The 20276-nt window shown below is 31.0% G+C and carries 14 protein-coding genes; 10 read left to right on the forward strand and 4 right to left on the reverse strand.

Features of this window, described 5'->3' with window-relative positions; all coding sequences use genetic code 11:
* The first annotated feature begins 30 nt into the window (after window positions 1-30).
* The 6 genes from ABD715_RS01050 (at window position 31) to ABD715_RS01075 (ending at window position 7085) form a co-directional block, all read left to right on the forward strand.
* Entirely contained in the window at window positions 31-933 is a 903-nt protein-coding gene (locus ABD715_RS01050) for a sensor histidine kinase (RefSeq protein WP_344786070.1), read from the forward strand.
* A complete protein-coding gene (locus ABD715_RS01055) occupies window positions 934-2067 on the forward strand; it encodes an FIST signal transduction protein (RefSeq protein ID WP_344786072.1) in 1134 nt (377 codons plus the stop codon).
* Window positions 2067-3134, forward strand: a complete 1068-nt coding sequence (locus ABD715_RS01060) for a sensor histidine kinase (RefSeq protein ID WP_344786074.1) — start codon at window positions 2067-2069, stop codon at window positions 3132-3134. The genes ABD715_RS01055 and ABD715_RS01060 overlap by 1 nt, the downstream gene beginning before the upstream one ends.
* A complete protein-coding gene (locus ABD715_RS01065) occupies window positions 3121-3438 on the forward strand; it encodes an Hpt domain-containing protein (protein ID WP_344786076.1) in 318 nt (105 codons plus the stop codon). The genes ABD715_RS01060 and ABD715_RS01065 overlap by 14 nt, the downstream gene beginning before the upstream one ends.
* Window positions 3439-3506: 68 nt before the next feature.
* The gene (locus ABD715_RS01070; protein ID WP_344786078.1) at window positions 3507-4217 is read left to right on the forward strand and encodes a LytR/AlgR family response regulator transcription factor; all 711 of its coding nucleotides are present in this window, start codon (window positions 3507-3509) and stop codon (window positions 4215-4217) included.
* 246 nt (window positions 4218-4463) lie between these two features.
* Window positions 4464-7085 carry a DUF6923 family protein gene (locus ABD715_RS01075; protein WP_344786080.1) on the forward strand — a complete coding sequence of 874 codons (2622 nt, stop codon included), beginning with the start codon at window positions 4464-4466 and terminating at the stop codon, window positions 7083-7085.
* A 709-nt stretch (window positions 7086-7794) separates the two neighbouring features.
* Here the strand turns inward: ABD715_RS01075 and ABD715_RS01080 are convergent.
* Window positions 7795-9852, reverse strand: coding sequence for a tetratricopeptide repeat protein (locus tag ABD715_RS01080; protein WP_344786742.1), 2058 nt, complete (start codon window positions 9850-9852; stop codon window positions 7795-7797).
* Between the two features lie 143 nt (window positions 9853-9995).
* Here ABD715_RS01080 and ABD715_RS01085 point away from each other — a divergent pair, with 143 nt between their 5' ends.
* The 3 genes from ABD715_RS01085 (at window position 9996) to ABD715_RS01095 (ending at window position 12890) form a co-directional block, all read left to right on the forward strand.
* Complete coding sequence (locus ABD715_RS01085; protein WP_344786082.1) at window positions 9996-10274, forward strand: STAS domain-containing protein; 279 nt, start codon at window positions 9996-9998, stop codon at window positions 10272-10274.
* A 36-nt stretch (window positions 10275-10310) separates the two neighbouring features.
* Entirely contained in the window at window positions 10311-11573 is a 1263-nt protein-coding gene (locus ABD715_RS01090) for an oligosaccharide flippase family protein (protein ID WP_344786743.1), read from the forward strand.
* A gap of 99 nt (window positions 11574-11672) precedes the next feature.
* Complete coding sequence (locus tag ABD715_RS01095) at window positions 11673-12890, forward strand: glycosyltransferase (RefSeq protein WP_344786084.1); 1218 nt, start codon at window positions 11673-11675, stop codon at window positions 12888-12890.
* Here the strand turns inward: ABD715_RS01095 and ABD715_RS01100 are convergent.
* The 3 genes from ABD715_RS01100 to ABD715_RS01110 are packed head-to-tail and all read right to left on the reverse strand — an operon-like array spanning window position 12880 to window position 18746.
* Window positions 12880-14415: a glycoside hydrolase family 2 TIM barrel-domain containing protein gene (locus ABD715_RS01100; protein WP_344786086.1), complete on the reverse strand. Its 1536-nt coding sequence runs from the start codon at window positions 14413-14415 to the stop codon at window positions 12880-12882. The two genes, ABD715_RS01095 and ABD715_RS01100, sit on opposite strands and share 11 nt — an antisense overlap.
* The gene (locus tag ABD715_RS01105; protein ID WP_344786088.1) at window positions 14405-15643 is read right to left on the reverse strand and encodes a hypothetical protein; all 1239 of its coding nucleotides are present in this window, start codon (window positions 15641-15643) and stop codon (window positions 14405-14407) included. The genes ABD715_RS01100 and ABD715_RS01105 overlap by 11 nt, the downstream gene beginning before the upstream one ends.
* 1 nt (window position 15644) lies before the next feature.
* Window positions 15645-18746, reverse strand: coding sequence for a hypothetical protein (locus tag ABD715_RS01110; protein WP_344786090.1), 3102 nt, complete (start codon window positions 18744-18746; stop codon window positions 15645-15647).
* A gap of 342 nt (window positions 18747-19088) precedes the next feature.
* On the opposite strand from ABD715_RS01110, the gene ABD715_RS01115 reads away from it, so the two are divergent.
* Window positions 19089-20276 (forward strand): response regulator, encoded by a 1188-nt coding sequence (locus ABD715_RS01115; protein WP_344786092.1) that lies wholly within the window; start codon window positions 19089-19091, stop codon window positions 20274-20276.

The raw sequence follows: 20276 nt of genomic DNA on the forward strand, positions 1-20276 counted from the left end.
TAGTTATACAATATGCAATCGGTTAAAACAATGAATCCATTATTAAAAAAGCAACTCATAGACTTCTTTGGAGAAAACTATGAGGATAATAGTGACTTATTACCGTTTTTTAACACAATAGAGAATACATATACTAGCTACGACGAACAGATAGTTACTGTACAGCAAGCCATGTCTAGCAGTTCAGAACTTATAGAGCATATTAATAAGCAAACAAAAGATATTATTGATATGAATAGCCAGCGAGAAGCATTATTGGCTAGTTTAAGAATTCAGAACGAAGAGCTAAGCGATTATGCACATATGGTGTCTCACGATTTAAAATCGCCTTTAAGAAATATAGATACCTTAACATCTTGGTTAAAAGAAGATTATGAGTCTAAGTTAGATGATAAAGGAAAACAAACGATTAAGTTAATTAGAAATAACGTACAGAAAATGGAAGATTTAGTTGTAGGTATTTTAGAGTATTCTACAATTAATAAAGGCGATGCAAATACTTACGATGTAAAAGTAGCTAGTGTTTTAGACGATGTTTTAAAAACCGTTTCTATACCAGAAAATATAAAAGTTAATGTAAAAGACAACTTGCCAACAATTAAGGCAGACAAATCTCGTGTGCATCAATTATTTCAAAACCTAATTAATAATGCGGTTGCATTTAACGATAAAGAAAACGGTAATATAGAAATAGGGCATCAAGAATTAGACGATGTTTGGCAATTTTACGTTAAAGATAATGGAATAGGCATTGACAAAGTTTATTTTAATAAAATTTTTAAAACCTTTGAAAGACTAGATAATACATCTACGTCTGCAGGAATTGGCCTTTCTATAGTTAAAAAAATAGTAGATTATTACGAAGGTAAAGTTTGGCTAGAAAGTACCATTAATGAAGGAACAACGTTTTTTTTCACAATAAAAAAGAAATAAATGAAAATTGTCCAATTAAAAAAACATAAAAATGAAGAATGGTCTTTTATATCTCCAAAAACAGAATTAAAAGAACCGTTAGTACTTGTTTTTGGAAACAGAATTTTATTAGAAGATGATACTGTTTATGAAGATGTTAAAAAGCAATTTCCAGATGGACATATTATTTTTGGGTCTACCTGTGCAGATATTATAGGCAACTCTGTAGACGAGAATAGCATTTCTGTTACTGCAATAGAGTTCGAGAAAAGTAAATTTGTTATAAATACGAGTAACGTATTAAATACAGATTTAGATAGTTATAAAACTGGTGCAGACTTAGTAAATGCGTTTAACAAAGATGGCCTTAAGTTTGTTTTTGTAGTGTCAGAAGGTAGTTTTATTAATGGTAGTCAATTAACAAAAGGGATGAACTCTGCTATTAAAGATAATACATTAATTACCGGAGGACTTTGTGGAGATGCAGCCCGTTTTGAAAAAACAGTAGCGTCTTACAACGAAAACCCCAAACAAGGAGAAATTGTTGCTATAGCTTTTTATGGCGAAACTTTAGAAGCAACGTTCTCTATTCATGGCGGTTGGACACCTTTTGGTCCAGAACGTATTGTAACTAAATCTGAAGGAAATATACTTTATGAGTTGGATAATTTGCCAGCTCTAGATTTATATAAAAAATATTTAGGAGATAAATCTAAAGAATTACCAGGAGCAGCTTTGTTATATCCTTTAAATGTAAAATCTACAGAACAGAATCAATCCATAGTAAGAAGTATTCTAAATATTAATGAAGAAGAAAACTCTATGATTTTAGCAGGAGATATGCCTGTAAATTCTAAAGTGCAATTAATGATGACTAATGTCGATCATATTGCAAATGCATCAGAGCGTGCTGCAAAACAAGCCTTAGAATTAAGAGAAAATAAACCCGAGTTGGCTATGCTAGTAAGTTGTATAGGACGAAAATTAGTTTTAGATCAACGTGTAGAAGAAGAAGTAGAAGAAGTTGTTGCTGTAGTAGGAAAAGAAACTACCATATGCGGATTTTATTCTTACGGAGAAATAGCTCCTTTTCATGGAGAAGTTAATTGCCAATTACACAACCAAACCATGACGATAACGCTAATAAGCGAATAATGAATTCACTTTTAAAAAGACAAATACGAAAATATTTAAGTGATGAGTTAGCATCAAACAAAGACCTAGAAAAGTTTCTAGAGGCTATAGATAAGTCTTATACAAATTTTGATGAGCAATTTGTAATGCAACAACGCGCCATGACAATTAGCTCTGAAGAATTATTTGAAGCCAATAAACAGTTAAGAGAAGAGGCAGATGCCCAACAAAAAGTAATAGATAAATTACAGCGTGTTATCGAAACTTTAAAGTTTTACGATTTACCAGAGCATGAAACAATAGAAAACCTAGAGTTAGACGGTTTAAAACTTGTTGAGTTTATTGACAATCAAACCAAAGAAATTGTAGAAATGAATAAGCAACGCGAAAAAATGTTGGGAGAGCTTGCTTATCAAAATCAAGAATTAAGTGATTATGCCCATATGGTATCTCACGATTTAAAAACACCTTTGCGTGGTATAGAAAGTTTAACAACATGGTTAAATTTAGATTATGAAGATGTACTAGACGCCAATGGTAAAGAAAATTTAAGGCTTATAAAAAGTAATGTTAAAAAAATGGATTTATTAATTAAGGGAATATTAGAGTATTCTACTATTAATAAAAACGAAATAGAATTTTACAAAGTAAACCTTAATAATGTTATTGGCGATGTTTTAGAAGAAATTTCGGTGCCAGATCACATAAAAATACAAGTAAAAGATAGTTTGCCTGTTGTTAGCGGAGAAAAGTACAGGCTACATCAAATTTTTAATAACCTTCTTACAAACGCCATTAATTATAACGATAAATCTAAAGGTATTATAAACGTAGGTGTACGAGATAAAAATGATTTATGGGAGTTTTATATAGAAGATAACGGTAAAGGTATTAAAGAAGATTACCATAAAAAGATTTTTAAAACTTTTAATAAATTAGAGAATAATACAGAATCATCTGGGATAGGTTTATCTATAGTAAAAAAAATAGTAAATTTATATGAAGGCGATATATGGGTAGAATCTAAATTAGGAGTGGGATCTACTTTTTATTTCACACTAAAAAAAAATATTAATGGAACAGCCTAATTTATCATATATAGAAAGCATGTCTGGAGGCGATAAATCCTTCGAAAAAAAAATTATAGATATTGTAAAAAAAGAATTCCCAGAAGAGGTTAAAACTTATCGAGAAAACAGTAATTCTGATAATTTTAAACTTATGGCAGAAAATGTTCACAAACTTAAGCATAAAATTAGTATTTTAGGACTTGAAAAGAGTTATGATACTGCTACAGCTTTTGAAAACGATTTATTTGATGGAGATATTAGTCTTAAAGAGGAATTTGAATCGATATTAAATTTAATGCAAAATTATTTAAACGAGTTGTAACTGGTTATAAATTAGTTATAAACGTAGTAGTATTCGTCTTAGCTTATTATTTTACAAAGTTATTATAGATGAATTGTATAATTATAGATGATGAAGGAACAGCTAGAGCTATTATTGCCCAGTTATGTTCAAATTTTCAAAGCCTTAATGTTGTTGAAGAATTTCCAAATGCCATACAAGCGATAAAATATTTAAATCAAAACGAGATAGATTTAATATTCTTGGATATACACATGCCAGATTTTACTGGTTTCGATTTTATAGATACACTAAAAAGAGCTCCAAAAATAATTCTTACAACCTCCGATCCTAGTGCTGCAATACAAGCTTTCGAGTACAGTTGTATAGTAGATTACTTAGTAAAGCCAATAAGCCTAGAGCGATTTAAAAAAGCAATAGATAAGGCAGAATCTGTGATCTCGGTTCCAGAGCCTAAAGAAACTACAGAAAGTGTAGAAACCACGTCAGATAATCACTTGTATGTTAATATAGATAGACGTCTTATAAAAATAGATATACCTAATATTTATTTAATTGAAGCTAAAGGAGATTATATTAATGTAAAAACAGAGACTCAAAACTACACCGTACATTCTACATTAAAAAAGATAGAAGATAAATTGCCTCACGATCTTTTTTTAAAAGTACACAGGTCTTATATTATAAATATCAGAAAAATTATTGATATAGAAGATAATAGCGTATTAATTAAAAAAGATGTTATACCTGTAAGTCGCTCTAATAGACCAGAACTAATGAAGCGCTTAAATTTGCTTTAATTTTATTGAAATATATTCTTACTTTTTAAGTTGGTTTTGTGGTTTTTAGCTGTAAAATCAATTGTTTTGTCTGTATAAACTAAAATTATAAGAATTTGTAGGAATAATAGTGAATTTGTTTTACACCCATTTTACCGTTCGTCTACACTTATCTACAATTTGACTTTAGAGATTTCGTATTAATCGAGTAAATCTCCAGAAGGGAAAAAGTATACTAATTTTACAGTATTAAAATCCCCCAAAGTCATGAAAAAAATTACTTGTTATTTCAAATTTTGCTTAACCTTAGTCTCATTTTTTATTTTAAATGAAGAGTTAAAAGCACAATCAGTTCCATTTAATTGCGACTACAATGCTTACTTATTTCAGTATAACGATGTTTATGCCATAGATTTAGCCTCTGGTAATGCCTATATGGTTGCAGAAAATGTAACACCTGGTAGTATTAATGCAGCAGCATATAATCCTGCAGATGGATATATCTGGGGGTCTTTATCTACACCATCCAAAACCATAGTACGTATTGGTAAAAACTTTGAAACAACCACATTTTATATAGATGAACTGTCTACTAGTGGTAGGTATATTGGAGATATTAACTCAGATGGTATATATTATTTGAAAGGAGGAGGAGCAAGTTATTATAAAATTGATGTAGATCCAGCTTCTGCCAATTATGGTAAATATATTTCAACAGAAACACTATCAAAGAGTATGTCTATACACGATTGGGCTTTTAATGCTGTTGATGGTAATTTATATGCTGTAGAAAAGAAAACAAATATATTGTATAGAATAGATCCAGACACAGGTAATGTAAGTCCTTTAGGTGTTGTGCCTATTTTATCAGGATTAAATTACACATTTGGAGCTGTTTATTTTGATGCTTCAGGTAGGTTTTATGTGTCTGCAAACCAAACAGGAACTATATATGTAATTCAAAATGTTCAAGATTTAGATGGTATATCAATCATAGAATCTAATCTTTTTGCTTTTGGCCCATCTAGTTCTAGTAACGATGGTGCACGTTGTCCAACAGCGCCAGTACCACAAGAAATATGCGATAACGGTATAGATGATGATGGCGATGGTTTAGTAGATTGCGAAGACCCTTCGTGTTCTGGTTATGCATCTTGCCCAGTAATACAAATGTCTACTTCTGGTGCAAATGATGGTGGATTAGAAAGTAATAACAGACTATCTGAGCAAATTAATAAAAGAAATTTTATTAGAGCAAAAGCCAGTTATAAGTTTAATGCAGGAAAAGCAAAACGTGTTAAAAAGTCTAAAAACTATGCCCGAAAAAGCTCTAAAACAGCAAAAGGAACTAGTTCTGCTTATGAATTAAAAGATTTTGTGCCTTTAGAGGTTATTAACGAAGATTATGTAGTGGAATCTACACCTTCAGATTTGTTAGCAATTACTAATGCTACAGAAGTTTATTCTGTAGATTATATGAAAGACGATATTTCTATAGCATCTATCTTAGCATTAAAAACAGAAAATGGTGTATACGAGCATACTAAATTTATATGCGATAGGTTGTTAGGAGCAAAAATACTTTCTGTATCAACCATAGATATACACGAACAGAGTTTTATAAAGTCGATTATAAAAAATGCTGAAGGTGGTACAGAATACGTACTTAGTTTAGCTATTAAAACAGTGAATAACGATGCCGATTTCTCAATTGAAAGCCATTGGAATATAGATAAGTACGAAGCGAATGTAGATTTTTATAACTATCAAATTTGGGCTAATTCTATTGATGCCTTATATAATTTGGCAGATGAGCTTGTTACTTTGTTAAAAGTAGAAAAAACTATTGATGCTTACGATAACTCAAGACCTCCAACGGTTTTTGTAAAAGAAGGTAAGTATAGTAATGGTAAATTAGATTTGCAAATAGTAAATACAAACAGAACAGAGAGTGTAGCCTTAACAGCAGGATTAAGAGAAACAGAAACGAGTGCAGAAAATAGTATTACTTCTATTATAGAATTAAATGGAAATTATATAACTAATGTAGAAGTAGAGACCGGAAACTTATTTGATATTGGTTTTAGAATTGGTGACGGTGTTGCTACTCCAGACGATTTATTTTTATCTGATGGTCCATGGGGTTACGATGACTATCCAGCTAGTACAACAGTTGATAATTATAATATAACACCAAACGAAGGAGCTTTTGATTCTGAAGATTTTCCTGTAGAGCGAAACGTATATTTAAAAGCTACTACAAGCGATTATGTTGCAGCTTATAGAGCTTTAACGCCAAGATTTAAGCCTGTAGATTTAACTGAGTTTGACTTCTTTAAACTTAAAGCAAAAGGTACAGGAGATTTACAAATAACGTTTGTAAGAGAAAGTATTGAGGCTTGGGAAGACCAGTATAAAACAACATTAGCATTAACAGAAACGATGCAATCTTTTGCAATTCCTTTCGACGATTTTACAGCAACTAGTGGCAATCCGTTAGTGTTAGATGATGTAGTTACTATTGTGTTTACTATGATTTCGCAAAGCGGATCGGTGGTTAAAGAAATGGATTTAAACGATATTAGTTTTTCTAAAAATGCTTCTCTTTCTATAGAAGTTGTAGACGGACAATCTTTAAGTACTATAGCTGCGGTGCCAAACCCAATGACATCTTCGGCAAGTATTCAATTTACGTCAACAAACCCAGAAGAAATAGAGTTAGTAGTTTATAATCAATTAGGGAAAGTGGTTAAGACCCTAAATTATAACGCTGTTTATGGTAAAAACGAAATACAAATAGAAAAAGGAGACATAAGCTCCGGATTGTATTTCTGTAAAATAACTAGCGATAATGTAGATTACGATACTTTAAAATTACTTATTAAATAAGGTTGATTAATAGCGATTAAAAAGGGTAAAAGAGAAATCTTTTGCCTTTTTTTTGTTATAAACTTAAGCAATGTGTTTTGTGTTGAATGTTACTTTGTAAAGTAATAATGGAGTTAAAATAACTGTTTTAATATGCTATTTTGTTTTATGCTATGTGCGAGTAAAATAAATAATGAAAAGATTAGGTACTTTGTTTATTTTTGTTTTAAGTAAAGTAGTCTGTAATTCTTTTAGAATAAAACCAATAAGCATCATATATAACTAAACTTAATGGTAGTCATAGTTGCTGTTTAATTAGTAATAGAAATAGAGGTAAATTAAAGTAAAACCAAATGTAAGTGCTATGTTATCAGTTTTAAAAATAGATAGTGATTATACTGAGCAAAAGAATATAGTTGTCTTTAGCATAAAATAAAACTTATCTAATCAGTCCACCTATTAAGGAACTATTGCATGTGTATAAGAGGTATTAAAAGTAAAAGTGATTAGTCAGATTGCTATAGAAAAGAAAAGTGAAAATGCTTAGTAGATTAAAATAAAACTATAAATAATGAGACTGCCAGTTTCATTATTAAAAATAAAGCATGTATTTTTTGAATGAGTTACCTTATTTACATAAAAGAGCATTTCTCTGTAAAACGTAAAAGGATTAATATTATCTATTCGATAGTATTAATCCTTTTATATTTAACGTGTTTTTATAGCTGTATTATTCTCTAAAAAAAGGCTTTTTAAATAAATACCATTTAAAACGAATGCCTATTTCTGTAAAAGTAAAACCAGCAGCAGTTGCAGATGCTATATTACTTCGGGTACCAAATAAATTAGCTAAACAACGATCTGAAAACTTATGCCCCAATTTAGCTTGAATTCTATATGTACTTTGGCTGCTGTCGTCTTCTATATACTGTAAACCAGTAGCTGCGGTTAGTTCATAAAACCATTCTTTTGGTTTAGTTACAGCTTCGTCTTTTATTAGATTTACAAATATTTCGCCAGCATTAAACTTTTCTGGACTAAAGTAGATACTTGGTACTTGGTTTTTAAACGTAATGTATTGGTAATTTAACCCCGCTTTTAAAGACGGTTTACTTAAAATATTATAGTATAAAGATGTAAATAATAAATTTCTTCCATTATCGTCGTTTTGCCAAGTATAAAAATACTGTGTAAACCAACCTAAATTAAAATTTGTACTAACATTGTAGTTCGCATATAGGTTATTTTGTACAATTTCTCGATCTAATAAATCTGCATTAAAGCTTTGTATTTCTCGTTTGTAACCAATATCTAGAGATTGTAGTTTAAGTGGTTTTATGCTAAAAGATAAATCTGTTAAAAGTTGCGTATAATCATCTGTCTCTGCTTTAGCAGAGGTTACTCCAACAGTACCTTTAAAGGTTATGTTGTTTAATAATTGATAAGACAAACCTACCGATAAATCGTTAGAGGTTGCTTTGTTTTTAGTAACAGAGTTGTTTGTAGTTCTATAATTATAACTGCCAAAAAGTTTAAACTTGGTAGATAAAGGAAACTCAGCACTATTTTGTAATGAGTAAGCTTCGTTTTTACCATTATCAAAAGTATAAGAGGCTTTGCCTTCGTAAAATGGAGTAAAGGTGGTGTTTAGTTCTTTTATAAAATTAGAAGCATCTTTTTGGTTATCATAAAAGGTTAAGGTGTTCTCTGCAGATTGGTATGCTTTATTATAAAAGCCTAAAGCTTTCATGGCATTTGCTTTTCCTAAGTTACCATCAAAAGAGCTTTCTTGGTTTTTTAATATTTGGTTATAATCTGTAACACTCTTTTTAAATTCACTTCTGTAAATATTTAGAGTCGCACGCAAAGATAAAATCCAATTTTCGTTTGGTTTTTCTTTAATAAGGTTATCTATAATAATTTGTGCATTTTTAAATTTTTTATTCCAAATTAAGGCCTGTACATAACGCTCTGTAGTTTGCTGTGTTAAAACCGGGTTGGTATCTTTTTTTAAAGAATCGTAAGCTGTTTTACTTGTATTTAATGCATCTTTCTCTTTACCTCCTAAGTGAGATACTAAAGCTAAACCGTTTAAAGCAGTTAGCATATTTTTGGGGTTTTCTTTTAAAATATTATAAGTGTTTTTTGCTTTTTCTAATTGGTTAGATATTAAATATAGGTTAGCAAGGTTTAGTAAGGTGTCTTTATCATTTTTAAAGAGTTTTAAGTTTTCTTTTAAAAATGTTTCTGCTTCATCATATTTTTGCTCTTGTTGTTTTTGGTATGCATAGCCTAAATACATATATTTTTTAGAGGTTAAAGCATTTGGATTGCCAGGAGAAACCTCTAAAGCTATGTTTACATGTTTTAAAGCTTCGTCGTATTCTTTTAAATTAGAGAGCGTATTGGCATAGCTTAAAAGAGCAGCAAAACTTTTAGGATCTTCGGTTATTAAACCTTTAAAATATATTTTGGCTTCGGGAAAATTTTTATTCCAAAGTAAAGATTCTCCGTAGTTTAGTTTTACTTCAAAATCGTCACTATAGTCATTTAATAAATTTGTAAACAGTTTATATGCTTTTTCTGGTTGGCCATTTAAACCAATAGCACGCCCATAGCATAAACGTGCGGTTTTGTTTTTTGGTTGTTCTTTTAAAATGTTTTCAAAAAAGGTTTCGGCTTTATCGTATTTGCCGGTTTCAAGATAGGTAAAGCCTTCTTTCATGTCTTGAGAAAAACCAATAGATGTAAAAAAGACGAAAAACAGAAATAAATAAGATTTGGGCATCATTTGTTATTTTTAGCTAGTGCAAGTTAAGCAATCAATTTAAATCATTCGTCTACAGAAAATGTTTATTCATCGAAATTTAATGGGATTTCGCTGATACATGAAAGATATTTGTGACAATAAACCCCTAAATATTTGAAATTATGGCATTAATTATTACTAATGAAAACGGAACCTTATTTTTTAAAGGATGTATTAATTCTTCTACATCTGAAGCATTTAGAAACCACTTACTTACCATTTTAAATAACAAAAAGCCTTTGGTTATTAATATGGAGGCGGTTACCAAAATCGATACTAGCGGACTATTAGCTTTATATAAAATTTATAAAAGAACACTTGTTTACAATCTAGAATTTAAAATTACAGGTAGAGGTAGAAAGGATATATATAGAGCATTAAAAATACCTGTATTAGCTTAATATATAACTAATGAATAACTAATGAATAAGAAAGTTATGCAAGTTTTATCTATACTAAAAACAAGAAAAATTACTCCAGAGCAATTGTTTATGCTTAGTGTTTTAGCTGTAAATGGTGGTAATTATTTATATAACCTTATTCTTGGTAGGTTATTAGGGCCAGAACAATTTGCAGATGCTGCTGTTCTTATTACTTTTTTATTGGTTTTATCTTTTGTAGCTATGACGTTTCAATTAGTTACTGCAAAGTTTTCTGTAATTTTTGAAGCCAATGTGTTTACAAATTTCATATCTAGAGTTTATAAAAGAGCAAGTATTGTTGGCCTTTTATGTGGTATACTTATAGTTGTGTTTGCTAAACAGTTGCAGCTTGTTTTTAACACCTCTACATCTAGTATGTTTGTAATATTTGGTATTGGTGTGCCTTTATATTTTTTAATGAGTGTTAACCGAGGTATTTTTCAAGGTAAAAAAGAGTTTAAATCGCTCTCTATAACTTACCAAAGCGAAATGTTAAGTAGGTTGATAATTACTTTGGGACTTATCTTTTTATTTAATATTCAATCTTCGGTAGTTATAGCTATTGGTATTTTAATTTCTTTTGGTTTTGGCTTACTACCATTTAAAGCAAAGCATGTTTCTTTTAAAAAAACGTTTTTAGATAAAGCACACAGCAAAAAAATAACAAACTTTTTTGTACTTACAGCTTTTTACGAGCTTACTCAAATTATTATAAATAATAGTGATATTCTTTTAGTTAAGCATTATTTTGAATCTTACGAAGCTGGCTTATATGCATCGTTGGCCTTAATAGGTCGTATTGTCTATTTTATAGCTTGGATGTTTGTTATGCTATTATTGCCAACAGTTGTTCAGCTTAATAAAGAAGGGAAATCTACAGCTCCTATTTTATTTAAATACGTTATTTACATTGCTTTAATTGCTAGTGTTATTGTATTGGCATGTGCCATTTTACCAGAAACAATGATTACCATTTTATTTGGAGATAGTTATTTGGCTATGGCTCCGTTATTATGGAAGTATGCGCTTGCTACTGGCATGTTTGCAGTGTCTAACATCTTTGCTTATTACTATTTGTCTTTAGATAAATATATTCCTGTTATAATTTCTGGGGTATTTGGTATGCTGCAAATGGGACTAGTTGTTTTCTACCACGATAGCCTAGAACAAGTAGTGCACATGCAAATAGTAGCTATGGCTTTATTATTATGTATTCAAATAACATGGTTTGTAATAGATTTAAAATTAAGTAATAAGAAAAAGCTTAATCTAAAGTAATATGCCATTCGTCTATAGTAATTGCTGTTTAACCTAAGTATCTCTAGTTTTTAGAGATGTAAAACCCAAATTTGTATTATTATTAAACCCCATTTAATTATGAAATTAGCAATAGTAACAGCCTACCCACCAAGCAAAGTAACCTTAAACGAATATGCTTACCATTTGGTAAAACAGTTTAGACAAAAGGAAAACATTACTGAATTAATATTATTGACAGATAAAACGGAAGGTAAAAAAGATTTAGAGTTTACTGAAGCTGGTTGTAAAATTACAGTAAAAGAGTGTTGGTCTTTTAATAGTTATACAAATATTTTTAGTGTAACAAAAGCGATGAATATAACTAAGCCAGATGCTGTTTTATTTAATCTTCAATTTATGAAATTTGGAGATAAAAAAATAGCTGCAGCTTTAGGCTTAATGTTGCCAATGGTATGTAAATTAAAAAGAATACCAAATATTGTTTTATTACACAATATTCTAGAAGAAGTAGATTTAGGATCTGCAGGTTTTACATCAAACAAAATAATGCAAAAACTATATGGTTTTATAGGTACAACATTAACACGTTTAATTTTACAAGCAGATACTGTGGCATTAACCATGGAAAAATATGTAAACATTCTTGAAAAGAAATATAATGCTAAGAATGTAAAATTAATACCTCATGGTACTTTTGAGATACCAGAAGAACCAAAATATCGCATACCCAAAGAGCCTATGCAAGTAATGACCTTTGGAAAGTTTGGTACGTACAAAAAAGTAGAGTCTATGATTGAGGCTGTTGTTAAAGTAAGACAATCTACAGGTTTAGATCTAGAGGTTGTTATTGCAGGAACAGACAACCCTAATGTACCTGGTTATTTAGCTAAAGTACAAGAAGATTATAAAGATGTACCACAAGTACGTTTTACAGGTTATGTAGAAGAGTTTGAAGTACCTACGTTATTTAACGAAAGTGCAGTGGTTGTTTTTCCTTACACATCTACAACAGGTAGTTCTGGAGTATTACACCAAGCAGGAAGCTATGGTAAAGCAGTGGTAATGCCAGATTTAGGCGATTTAGCATTACTAGTTAAAGATGAAGGGTATAGAGGCGAATTTTTCGAGCCAACCTCTGTAGATAGTTTAGCTAGCGCGATTGAAGCTATTGTAACTAACGACGACTATAGAATACAATTAGGAACCTATAATTATAAGGCAGCTACAGCATTTCCTATGTCTAAAATAGCAGATATCTATATAGATACTTTTGAACGTATTATAATAAGTAAAGGCATATCTAAAACAGAAGAAGTAAATAGCGTTATTTCTTAGAAATATATTTAAAAGCTGCTTTTTCTTTACCGTCTTTTGAAATAAAACCAAAATGTTTTTGAACATTTTTACGCCAAGGAAGTCTACCAACGACTTCCTTTGGTATTTCTCCAAAATCATATAAAGTCCAAAACATAAAGGGAATGTTGTTCTCGGTAAAAACTTCTTGCGTGTATTTATGAAACTCGGCTTGATCTTCTTCGTTTGTTCCAAAGGGTTTCCAAAATCCTTTATATGAAGAAATACCATACTCTTGTAATAATATAGGTTTGTTTTTTACTTGTTTAGTTAAAATTTTATGAGCTTCAAGAAATTTATCAATATCTCTATAATAGTGATACGATACAAAATCTACTTGATTTAATAATTCAACACCAGCCTCTGGAGAAGACCATCCAATGGTTACAGGGTGGTTTTTGTCCCATTTTTTTATATTAATTAGCATTTGATCTAGCCAAGCTAAAACACGTTGTTTTCCTCTAGATTCAAAGTCTAAATCTGGCTCATTTTTAATATCCCAACCTAAAAGAGCAGGGTGGTCTTTTACTGCATTTACTAGAGTTTCAGCATGGCGATGTGTTAAAGTCCAGTTCGAAACATCGTAATCTCCATAAAAATCAAAAAGCGTAATAAGTACATCTAGATTGTTTTCTTTAGCTAAATCAAGGGTGTTTTTTAATAAGTCTAATTTTTTGCCTTTTACACTATGTTTACCAAAATCTTCGTATTGTATAAATATTCTAATGGTGTTAAGTCCCATTTTTTTAATAATCTTAAAATCATTATTTATAATGGTATCGTTAAACTTTTTACCAAAAGTATCCCAAGGCGAATCTTTAGGGTAGTAATTTAGGCCTCTTAAATTTTTAATTTTAGCGAGTTGTTTATCTATTTTTCGAGATTTAGCTTTAGTAGTATCTACAGGAGTTGTAATTTCTTTTAAATGTCTAATGCGCCAAAAACCGTCTTCTAGCAACATCATAACTTGATAGCTTGTGGTATCTTTTTCGGCAAATAATAATTTTTCGCCTTCATATACTTCTTGATATTCTTCAACATTATGATCTTTAAAAACAACCATTGTACCATCGGCGGTGTAAAAATCGAGAGACGAATTGTGGTTTAATGTAGTACGTTTATACCACTGTTTTTTCTTTATATTTAAATCTATGTTATCATACAATCTTACTCTTGCACTATCGGTATAAAAGTCTTCAATACCATAACGATCGTTTTTTTTGTATGCAATATTTCGAACATGCCAAGCGTTCATGTAATCGTTTGTAATTTCGCCTAATGCTTGTTTTTCCATTGGTCTGCCTGGGTTTTGTAAATTGGTCCAGGTTAAGCTGGGTTTGTAAACATCTTCCATGGGTACTTCTAAATGGAGCATCGATGTTTTATCGGCTCCCGTATTCATAAAAGCCCATGCAGCACTTATGCCAAAAATAATTAAGGCATTTACAGCTATAAAAGTGACTAATATAATTACTCTATATAATGTTTTGTTTAATTTAATTGTCATGTATATGTTTTGTAAACTCCTTAGTTATTCCTGCTGCTTTTAGTTTTAAAATATATTCACCTTCTGGAAGAAAATATTCGCCTAAAAAAATATTACAAGTCCCATTTTTAGAGGTTGTTTTTTTTGTTTCTATAAATTTACCGGTTTTATCGTAAATATCTAACTGTAAAAGTAGACCATCTGGTATTAATTGTTTCATAAAGCTTTCAAACGGACCTATGTCAATATTTCTATTGCCTTTAGAAAAATACACGGGATAATCTTTTATGGCAGATTCAAAATTGTAACTTATAATATTACTTTCTGCTGCTCCTGTTACAAAAGCTTGAATTTTCCATTTTGAGGCTTGGTCTGGATGTAAAGTTCTCGCCTCAACAATGCCATTTAAAGTAGTACCAATGGTATAGAGGTGTGCGTTGTTTTGGTTTTTAATAATAAAAGTTACTAGTGTACCGTTGCTTACTTGGTTTCCAAATTCATCTCGAATAATATCCGATTTAAGAGTTAGTATTTGATTCCCATCAGCATAGTTGTGAGCGCTAGAAGCAGATATTTTAAAGTTGGTGGCATTACTTGGGTACACTATTGTAGCAAGTTCTTTGGATGTGGTTCCATTACATTCAGACGTTACCAATATTCTGCCAGACTTGGTTGTAGAGCGTACATTATAAAAAGCAAAAAAGCTTTGTGTTTTAATTTGTAGTTCGCTAATTTTTTCTAAAAACTGATATTTTACGGTAATCTGTGTACCATCGTTTAAAGGGTTGTCGTAAACATCGGTTGGAGAAACCGTAAGCATCGAATAATCGTTATAACCAGCAGTAACACTTCGAGGTCCAAAATAAGATTCTAGGTGAGTGGCAATGGGTTCGTTTGTTGCAATATCTAGTTTTCCTTTTAGCAAAGCTTTGCCATGGTTAATTAGTTTCCATCTACAAGGGCCTGCAAGCCTTGTATAATTTACAGGTAACTTAAACAAAATTTGATTACCACTGTTTTTTATGGGTGATAATAGTGTGCTACCATAAGCATTTTTTACTTGTAATTTAATATTTTTTGATACACTATTGGTTTTAAAACGCAGTGAAATACTGTCTCCAGCGGTGTATTTAGTTTGCGAAGTTTTAAGCTCAATTTGGGGTGTTATTAGTAGAGGCTGCGTCTCTTCATTTTTAGAAGAGCAACTTATTAAAAAGAGACTCAATATAAATATTACTATAAATCGCATATTATTTTGGATTACCTATATAACTATTTATTTCAAATTTTAAATAGTCAAATCCTTTACCTTTAAATGGTTGGGTTTGTTGTTGGCCATGTACTGTTTTTCGGTTAGGGAAAATTTTATCTGCAATGGCTTGGTTGGGTAAACCATTTACAAAGCAATTTTTAAGGCTACTGTTTATAATTTCTAAACTATCAAGGTCTAAAGGTTTGTAATTAAAAAATTGTTTGCGTTGTATGCGCACACCTTCGGTCACAAATTTATGATCTACCCAAAGTAAATTACTTTTATCATCATAATAAGAAATAATTAGTTGTGGAATGGTAACTTCTTGCACACCAGAATTAAATAAAACACCATTAAAGCCTTGTTCTGTATATTCTAAATTTTGTAAAGCAACATGTTTGTATAAATCTGTATTTGCGGTGTTTCCTGCAGATTGTAAATTAAATTTAGTTGGTTGCTCTTCAAAGCTAACAGGTGTAAATTGATCAGGATCAAAAGTAGGTGGTAATGTGTCTTTAGTAGAAGACCACGCTATACCTTCAAAATTAATTTTAAAAGCGGTTGTTTCTTTAGGCATTAATTTATGCTTCATTTGGTGTTTGGCGTTATAATTTGCCAATTCTTTATTGTCATCATTATAAAGAGTTGCCTTTATTACAACATCTGCTGGGGTATTATCAACATTTTGCAGCTCTCCTATAACGCTATATTGTCCTTTGTATTTTACAAGTTTTGCCGATAGAATTTCTAAAACAGGTTGTTTTAAAACATCTTCGTGGTAGGTTTCTTGAGTTGTTATTTTTCGTCTACCATGGTTGTAAAATGTTGTTCCGTTTGCTGTAAATAGCTGGTCTGGCGGAATATCGTTATCAAACTTGGATGGTTTTATATACCATTTATTATCTATTTTAACAAGCTCATGGTAATCGTTAGAAAAAATGTTTTCTAAAGGCGTTATCCACCTAGTTGCCACTTTTGCCTTAGCACTATTTTTGGTTTGGTCGTAAATTTCTATGCCTAAAGAATCCATTTTTGCGTAAGAACTTAAAATACCATCGGTAACAGATACTTCAAGCATGTATTGTGCTATATCTATATTGCTATCGGGATCTAAATAAGAATGTGCTCTAGTAAACTCTTTAAAATCTAAGGCATCGTAGTAAGATTCAACCACGTTATTTGGAGATAGTTGAGCAACATTTTTTACGTAAAATATATACATGCCATAACCTAAACAAATAAGAACAACCAATGCCCACCAATGCGAGAACATTAAAAGTTTTGAAGGGAATTTGTTATAGGGCAATTTTAATTTCATAAAAGAATGCTCTTCTAGTTTTTTAGATTTTAATAACCTTACCCAAAGCATTTGAATGTTTATAAAAAAGGCAATAAGTACAGTAGAAATAGGAATAATACCCCACATAATTTTCATTATGGTAGGTACATCTTGTTTGGGCATAATTTGCGGGATAGGGGCAACATTTAGTTTTTCCCAAACCATAATACCATTTTCTAATTGCTGCAATCGTTGCCAGCCACAGTAATAGAGTATGGGGTCGTAAAATTTATCGTTAGAGAATATGTATTTTAAATTATACTTTTCTGGTACAGTTAAAAATTGTTGTAACGAGCCTATACCTTCTACACCTCTAAATTTTGAGTTTTCTATACGCTCTATGGCTCGTGTTGTTAGCTCGGGTAATCGCCTTGCAGAATGGTAATTACCATCTACCGTCATTGCATTTGTTTGTGCTGATAGCCATGCCATTTGATCGCCAAAACCTAATGGTAGATAGCGCCATGAATCATGCGAATCTGCCCCAAGAAAATTCACAATAGGTAACATTTTTATTTTTGCAGGTTGCGAGGGCCTAAAATAACCTAAAGTCATGGTAAAAAGGACCATAAATAACATGCCTCCAGCAATTAGTCCTCCTAAAACGCGATGGTATACACCACCAAATTTTTCTTGAACAAGTGTTTTTAAATCTCCTTCAACCATTCTGTATGCAAACTCTGCGAATATGGGTAGTGCCATAATAGTTGCCCAAAGGGTAAATCTATCTAGAGTAAGGATGTTGAAGGCCATTTCGCCTAGCATCATAAGCGGAATAGGCGTTGTACCTCCCGTTCCTAAAATGGTTAAAAGGGTAAAAGATAGCCCAAAGAAAATATAGCGCTTGCTAAAATATCTATAGAAAAAATAAGGTAAAACAAATAAGAATATACCCCAGGGAATTACAAAAAACACAAGACCAGAAGATGTAACCTCTAAAAAATTATCTCTAGATCCATGTGGTATTGCTACTTGTGTAATAGGGTTTCTTTTCGAATTGTACCAGTAAGGAAAAATACAGAATACAAGTAAAAATATAGCAGAAAAACCAAATTTAACGATACGCCAAAAATGTTGTAATGTTGTGTTCCAGAATACTTTAAAGGTAAGGTCTCTATTTCTTTTAACTTTTTCTCTAGAGGCATCCATAACAGCCATACCAATTAAAGGCGCTATAAAAAATACCATACCAAAAAGAGGTGTTACATGGTGCGATGTTACGGTAACAGCAAGCATAGATACCGAGGTTAAAAAATATCGCATTTTACCCGTTTTAATCCATAAGTAAATTTCGGTCATGGAATGTAGTAAAATAGACAATGCTGTTACACTAGGCAATTGGCCAAAAATATGTAATGTCTCTACAAAAGTTGAGGAGAAAACAGCTAAAACTGCACCATAACCTGCAATTCTTCGGCTACCGGTCATTAATAAAGTGTACCGGTATGCCCCGGTAATAAATAAAACAATAGCTATTAAGGCAACCGAGTACATTCCAAATTTTAAGCCACCAATATAAGAGAGTATACCAATAACTTGATGCACTAGCGGTGGATAAGATTGTACAGTAAACCCAGTATACCACCTATATTCCCATGGGTCAAACCAACTATCAGCATAATGATCTGCAAAAAATAGATGGATTAAAGCATCATAGGTAGATTCTAACGTAAAAAAAATGGCAGAACCATGAAAAGCAAGTCCTACTATTAAAGCTAGAATTAAAAGTGTATTTGTTTTTTTTTTGTTTTGGGTACTCAACCGAATTTAATTTTTGTATTTCTTTACAAATGGTTATTTGTCTAAGCAAACATTAGTGTTTAGCTAAAATAAAACTTTCTTATATATCATACAGTATTTTTCTTCACTTTAGTAATTTTATAAAATACTATACATAAGTGTTTCTTCTTGAGATTTGTCGTTATTACTTGGTTAAGGAATTATGTTGTGCGTAATTCAAAAAAAATTAAATTATCTATAGAAATCTACCATTCGTCTACACTACTGGTTAGGTTGAACTAAATAAGATTTTTAAAAGCTGCTTTAAAACTAAATTTGACAGTAATAAGCCCCCAAATAGAATTTTAATTAAATTACATACTTATGAAAGTTTTAGCAATAGACGACCAACAATTAGTTTTACTTCCGTTAGAAAAAAGATTGTTAGAGTTAGGTTACGAGGTGAAAATCGAAACAGATTCATCTAAAGGTTTAGAATTGTTCGAATCGTTTAATCCTGATATTGTTATTGTAGATATTAACATGCCTGGTGTTTCGGGGTTAGATGTTGTTAGGTATATTAGAAATACAAAACAATCTCAAACACCTATAATGGTTTTGTCAGGAAATACTAAAGATGATACCATTACAGAAGGCTTCGATTTAGGTATTAATGATTACATGAAAAAACCCTTAAGTTTAAACGAAATTTGTGCTCGTGTAAAACGATTAATAGGAGCGCCAGAGGTTGAGAATGTTAACGCTAAATCAAGTAATGCTGTTATACAGCAACGTTGCGTTGGTGTTGTTATACCTTGTTATAATGAGGAAGAAAGACTTTTTAGTAAAGAGTTTGTAGATTATATAGGTAAACATACAGGGTACCATTTATGTTTTGTAAACGATGGCAGTAAGGATAAAACACTAGAAGTACTTCATAATTTACAAAAAGGAAAAGAAGATTTTATTACGGTTTACGATTGTGAAAAAAATGGAGGTAAAGCAGAAGCAGTACGTTTAGGCATGCTACATATGGCAGAAAAAGAAGATTTAGATTATATAGGTTTTCTTGATGCCGATTTATCTACAGATTTAGCCGATTTTGATGATTTAGTTAAAACCATCGAAAATTCTGATTTTAAAATAGTAAGTGGTTCTCGTATCTCTAGGATGGGAGCAAACATAACAAAGGAGTCTGCTAGAAAAATAATAAGTTTAACTATTAACTTTATTATTAGAAAGATTTTAAAAATGGATTTTAAAGACACACAATGTGGCGCTAAAATTTTTCATAAAGATGTTATAGGTGTTGCTTTTAGCGAAAAGTTTGTAACTCAATGGATTTTTGATGTAGAAATATTTAAAAGAGTAACACAACATTATGGTTTAAGTGCAGCAAAAAAAATGCTTTGCGAACAGCCTTTAAAACGTTGGATACATGCCGATGGTTCTAAATTATCAATGAAAGATTCTGTTAAAATTATATTTCAATTAGCCCAAATTGCTTGGGTGTATAGAGGCAAAACAAAAAAAGTAAATGCAAATGTTAAGAGTAAATTAGAGACTGTTTAA

Source organism: Postechiella marina (genome assembly GCF_039538365.1).
GTDB lineage: Bacteria > Bacteroidota > Bacteroidia > Flavobacteriales > Flavobacteriaceae > Postechiella > Postechiella marina.

Coding starts and splice junctions, on each gene's coding strand:
- ABD715_RS01055 (WP_344786072.1), top strand. CDS start 934: ATGAAAATTGTCCAATTAAAAAAACATAAAAATGAAGAATGGTCTTTT.
- ABD715_RS01070 (WP_344786078.1), top strand. CDS start 3,507: ATGAATTGTATAATTATAGATGATGAAGGAACAGCTAGAGCTATTATT.
- ABD715_RS01075 (WP_344786080.1), top strand. CDS start 4,464: ATGAAAAAAATTACTTGTTATTTCAAATTTTGCTTAACCTTAGTCTCA.
- ABD715_RS01105 (WP_344786088.1), bottom strand. CDS start 15,643: ATGCGATTTATAGTAATATTTATATTGAGTCTCTTTTTAATAAGTTGC.
- ABD715_RS01090 (WP_344786743.1), top strand. CDS start 10,311: ATGCAAGTTTTATCTATACTAAAAACAAGAAAAATTACTCCAGAGCAA.
- ABD715_RS01080 (WP_344786742.1), bottom strand. CDS start 9,852: ATGCCCAAATCTTATTTATTTCTGTTTTTCGTCTTTTTTACATCTATT.
- ABD715_RS01095 (WP_344786084.1), top strand. CDS start 11,673: ATGAAATTAGCAATAGTAACAGCCTACCCACCAAGCAAAGTAACCTTA.
- ABD715_RS01050 (WP_344786070.1), top strand. CDS start 31: ATGAATCCATTATTAAAAAAGCAACTCATAGACTTCTTTGGAGAAAAC.
- ABD715_RS01060 (WP_344786074.1), top strand. CDS start 2,067: ATGAATTCACTTTTAAAAAGACAAATACGAAAATATTTAAGTGATGAG.
- ABD715_RS01085 (WP_344786082.1), top strand. CDS start 9,996: ATGGCATTAATTATTACTAATGAAAACGGAACCTTATTTTTTAAAGGA.
- ABD715_RS01100 (WP_344786086.1), bottom strand. CDS start 14,415: ATGACAATTAAATTAAACAAAACATTATATAGAGTAATTATATTAGTC.
- ABD715_RS01115 (WP_344786092.1), top strand. CDS start 19,089: ATGAAAGTTTTAGCAATAGACGACCAACAATTAGTTTTACTTCCGTTA.
- ABD715_RS01065 (WP_344786076.1), top strand. CDS start 3,121: ATGGAACAGCCTAATTTATCATATATAGAAAGCATGTCTGGAGGCGAT.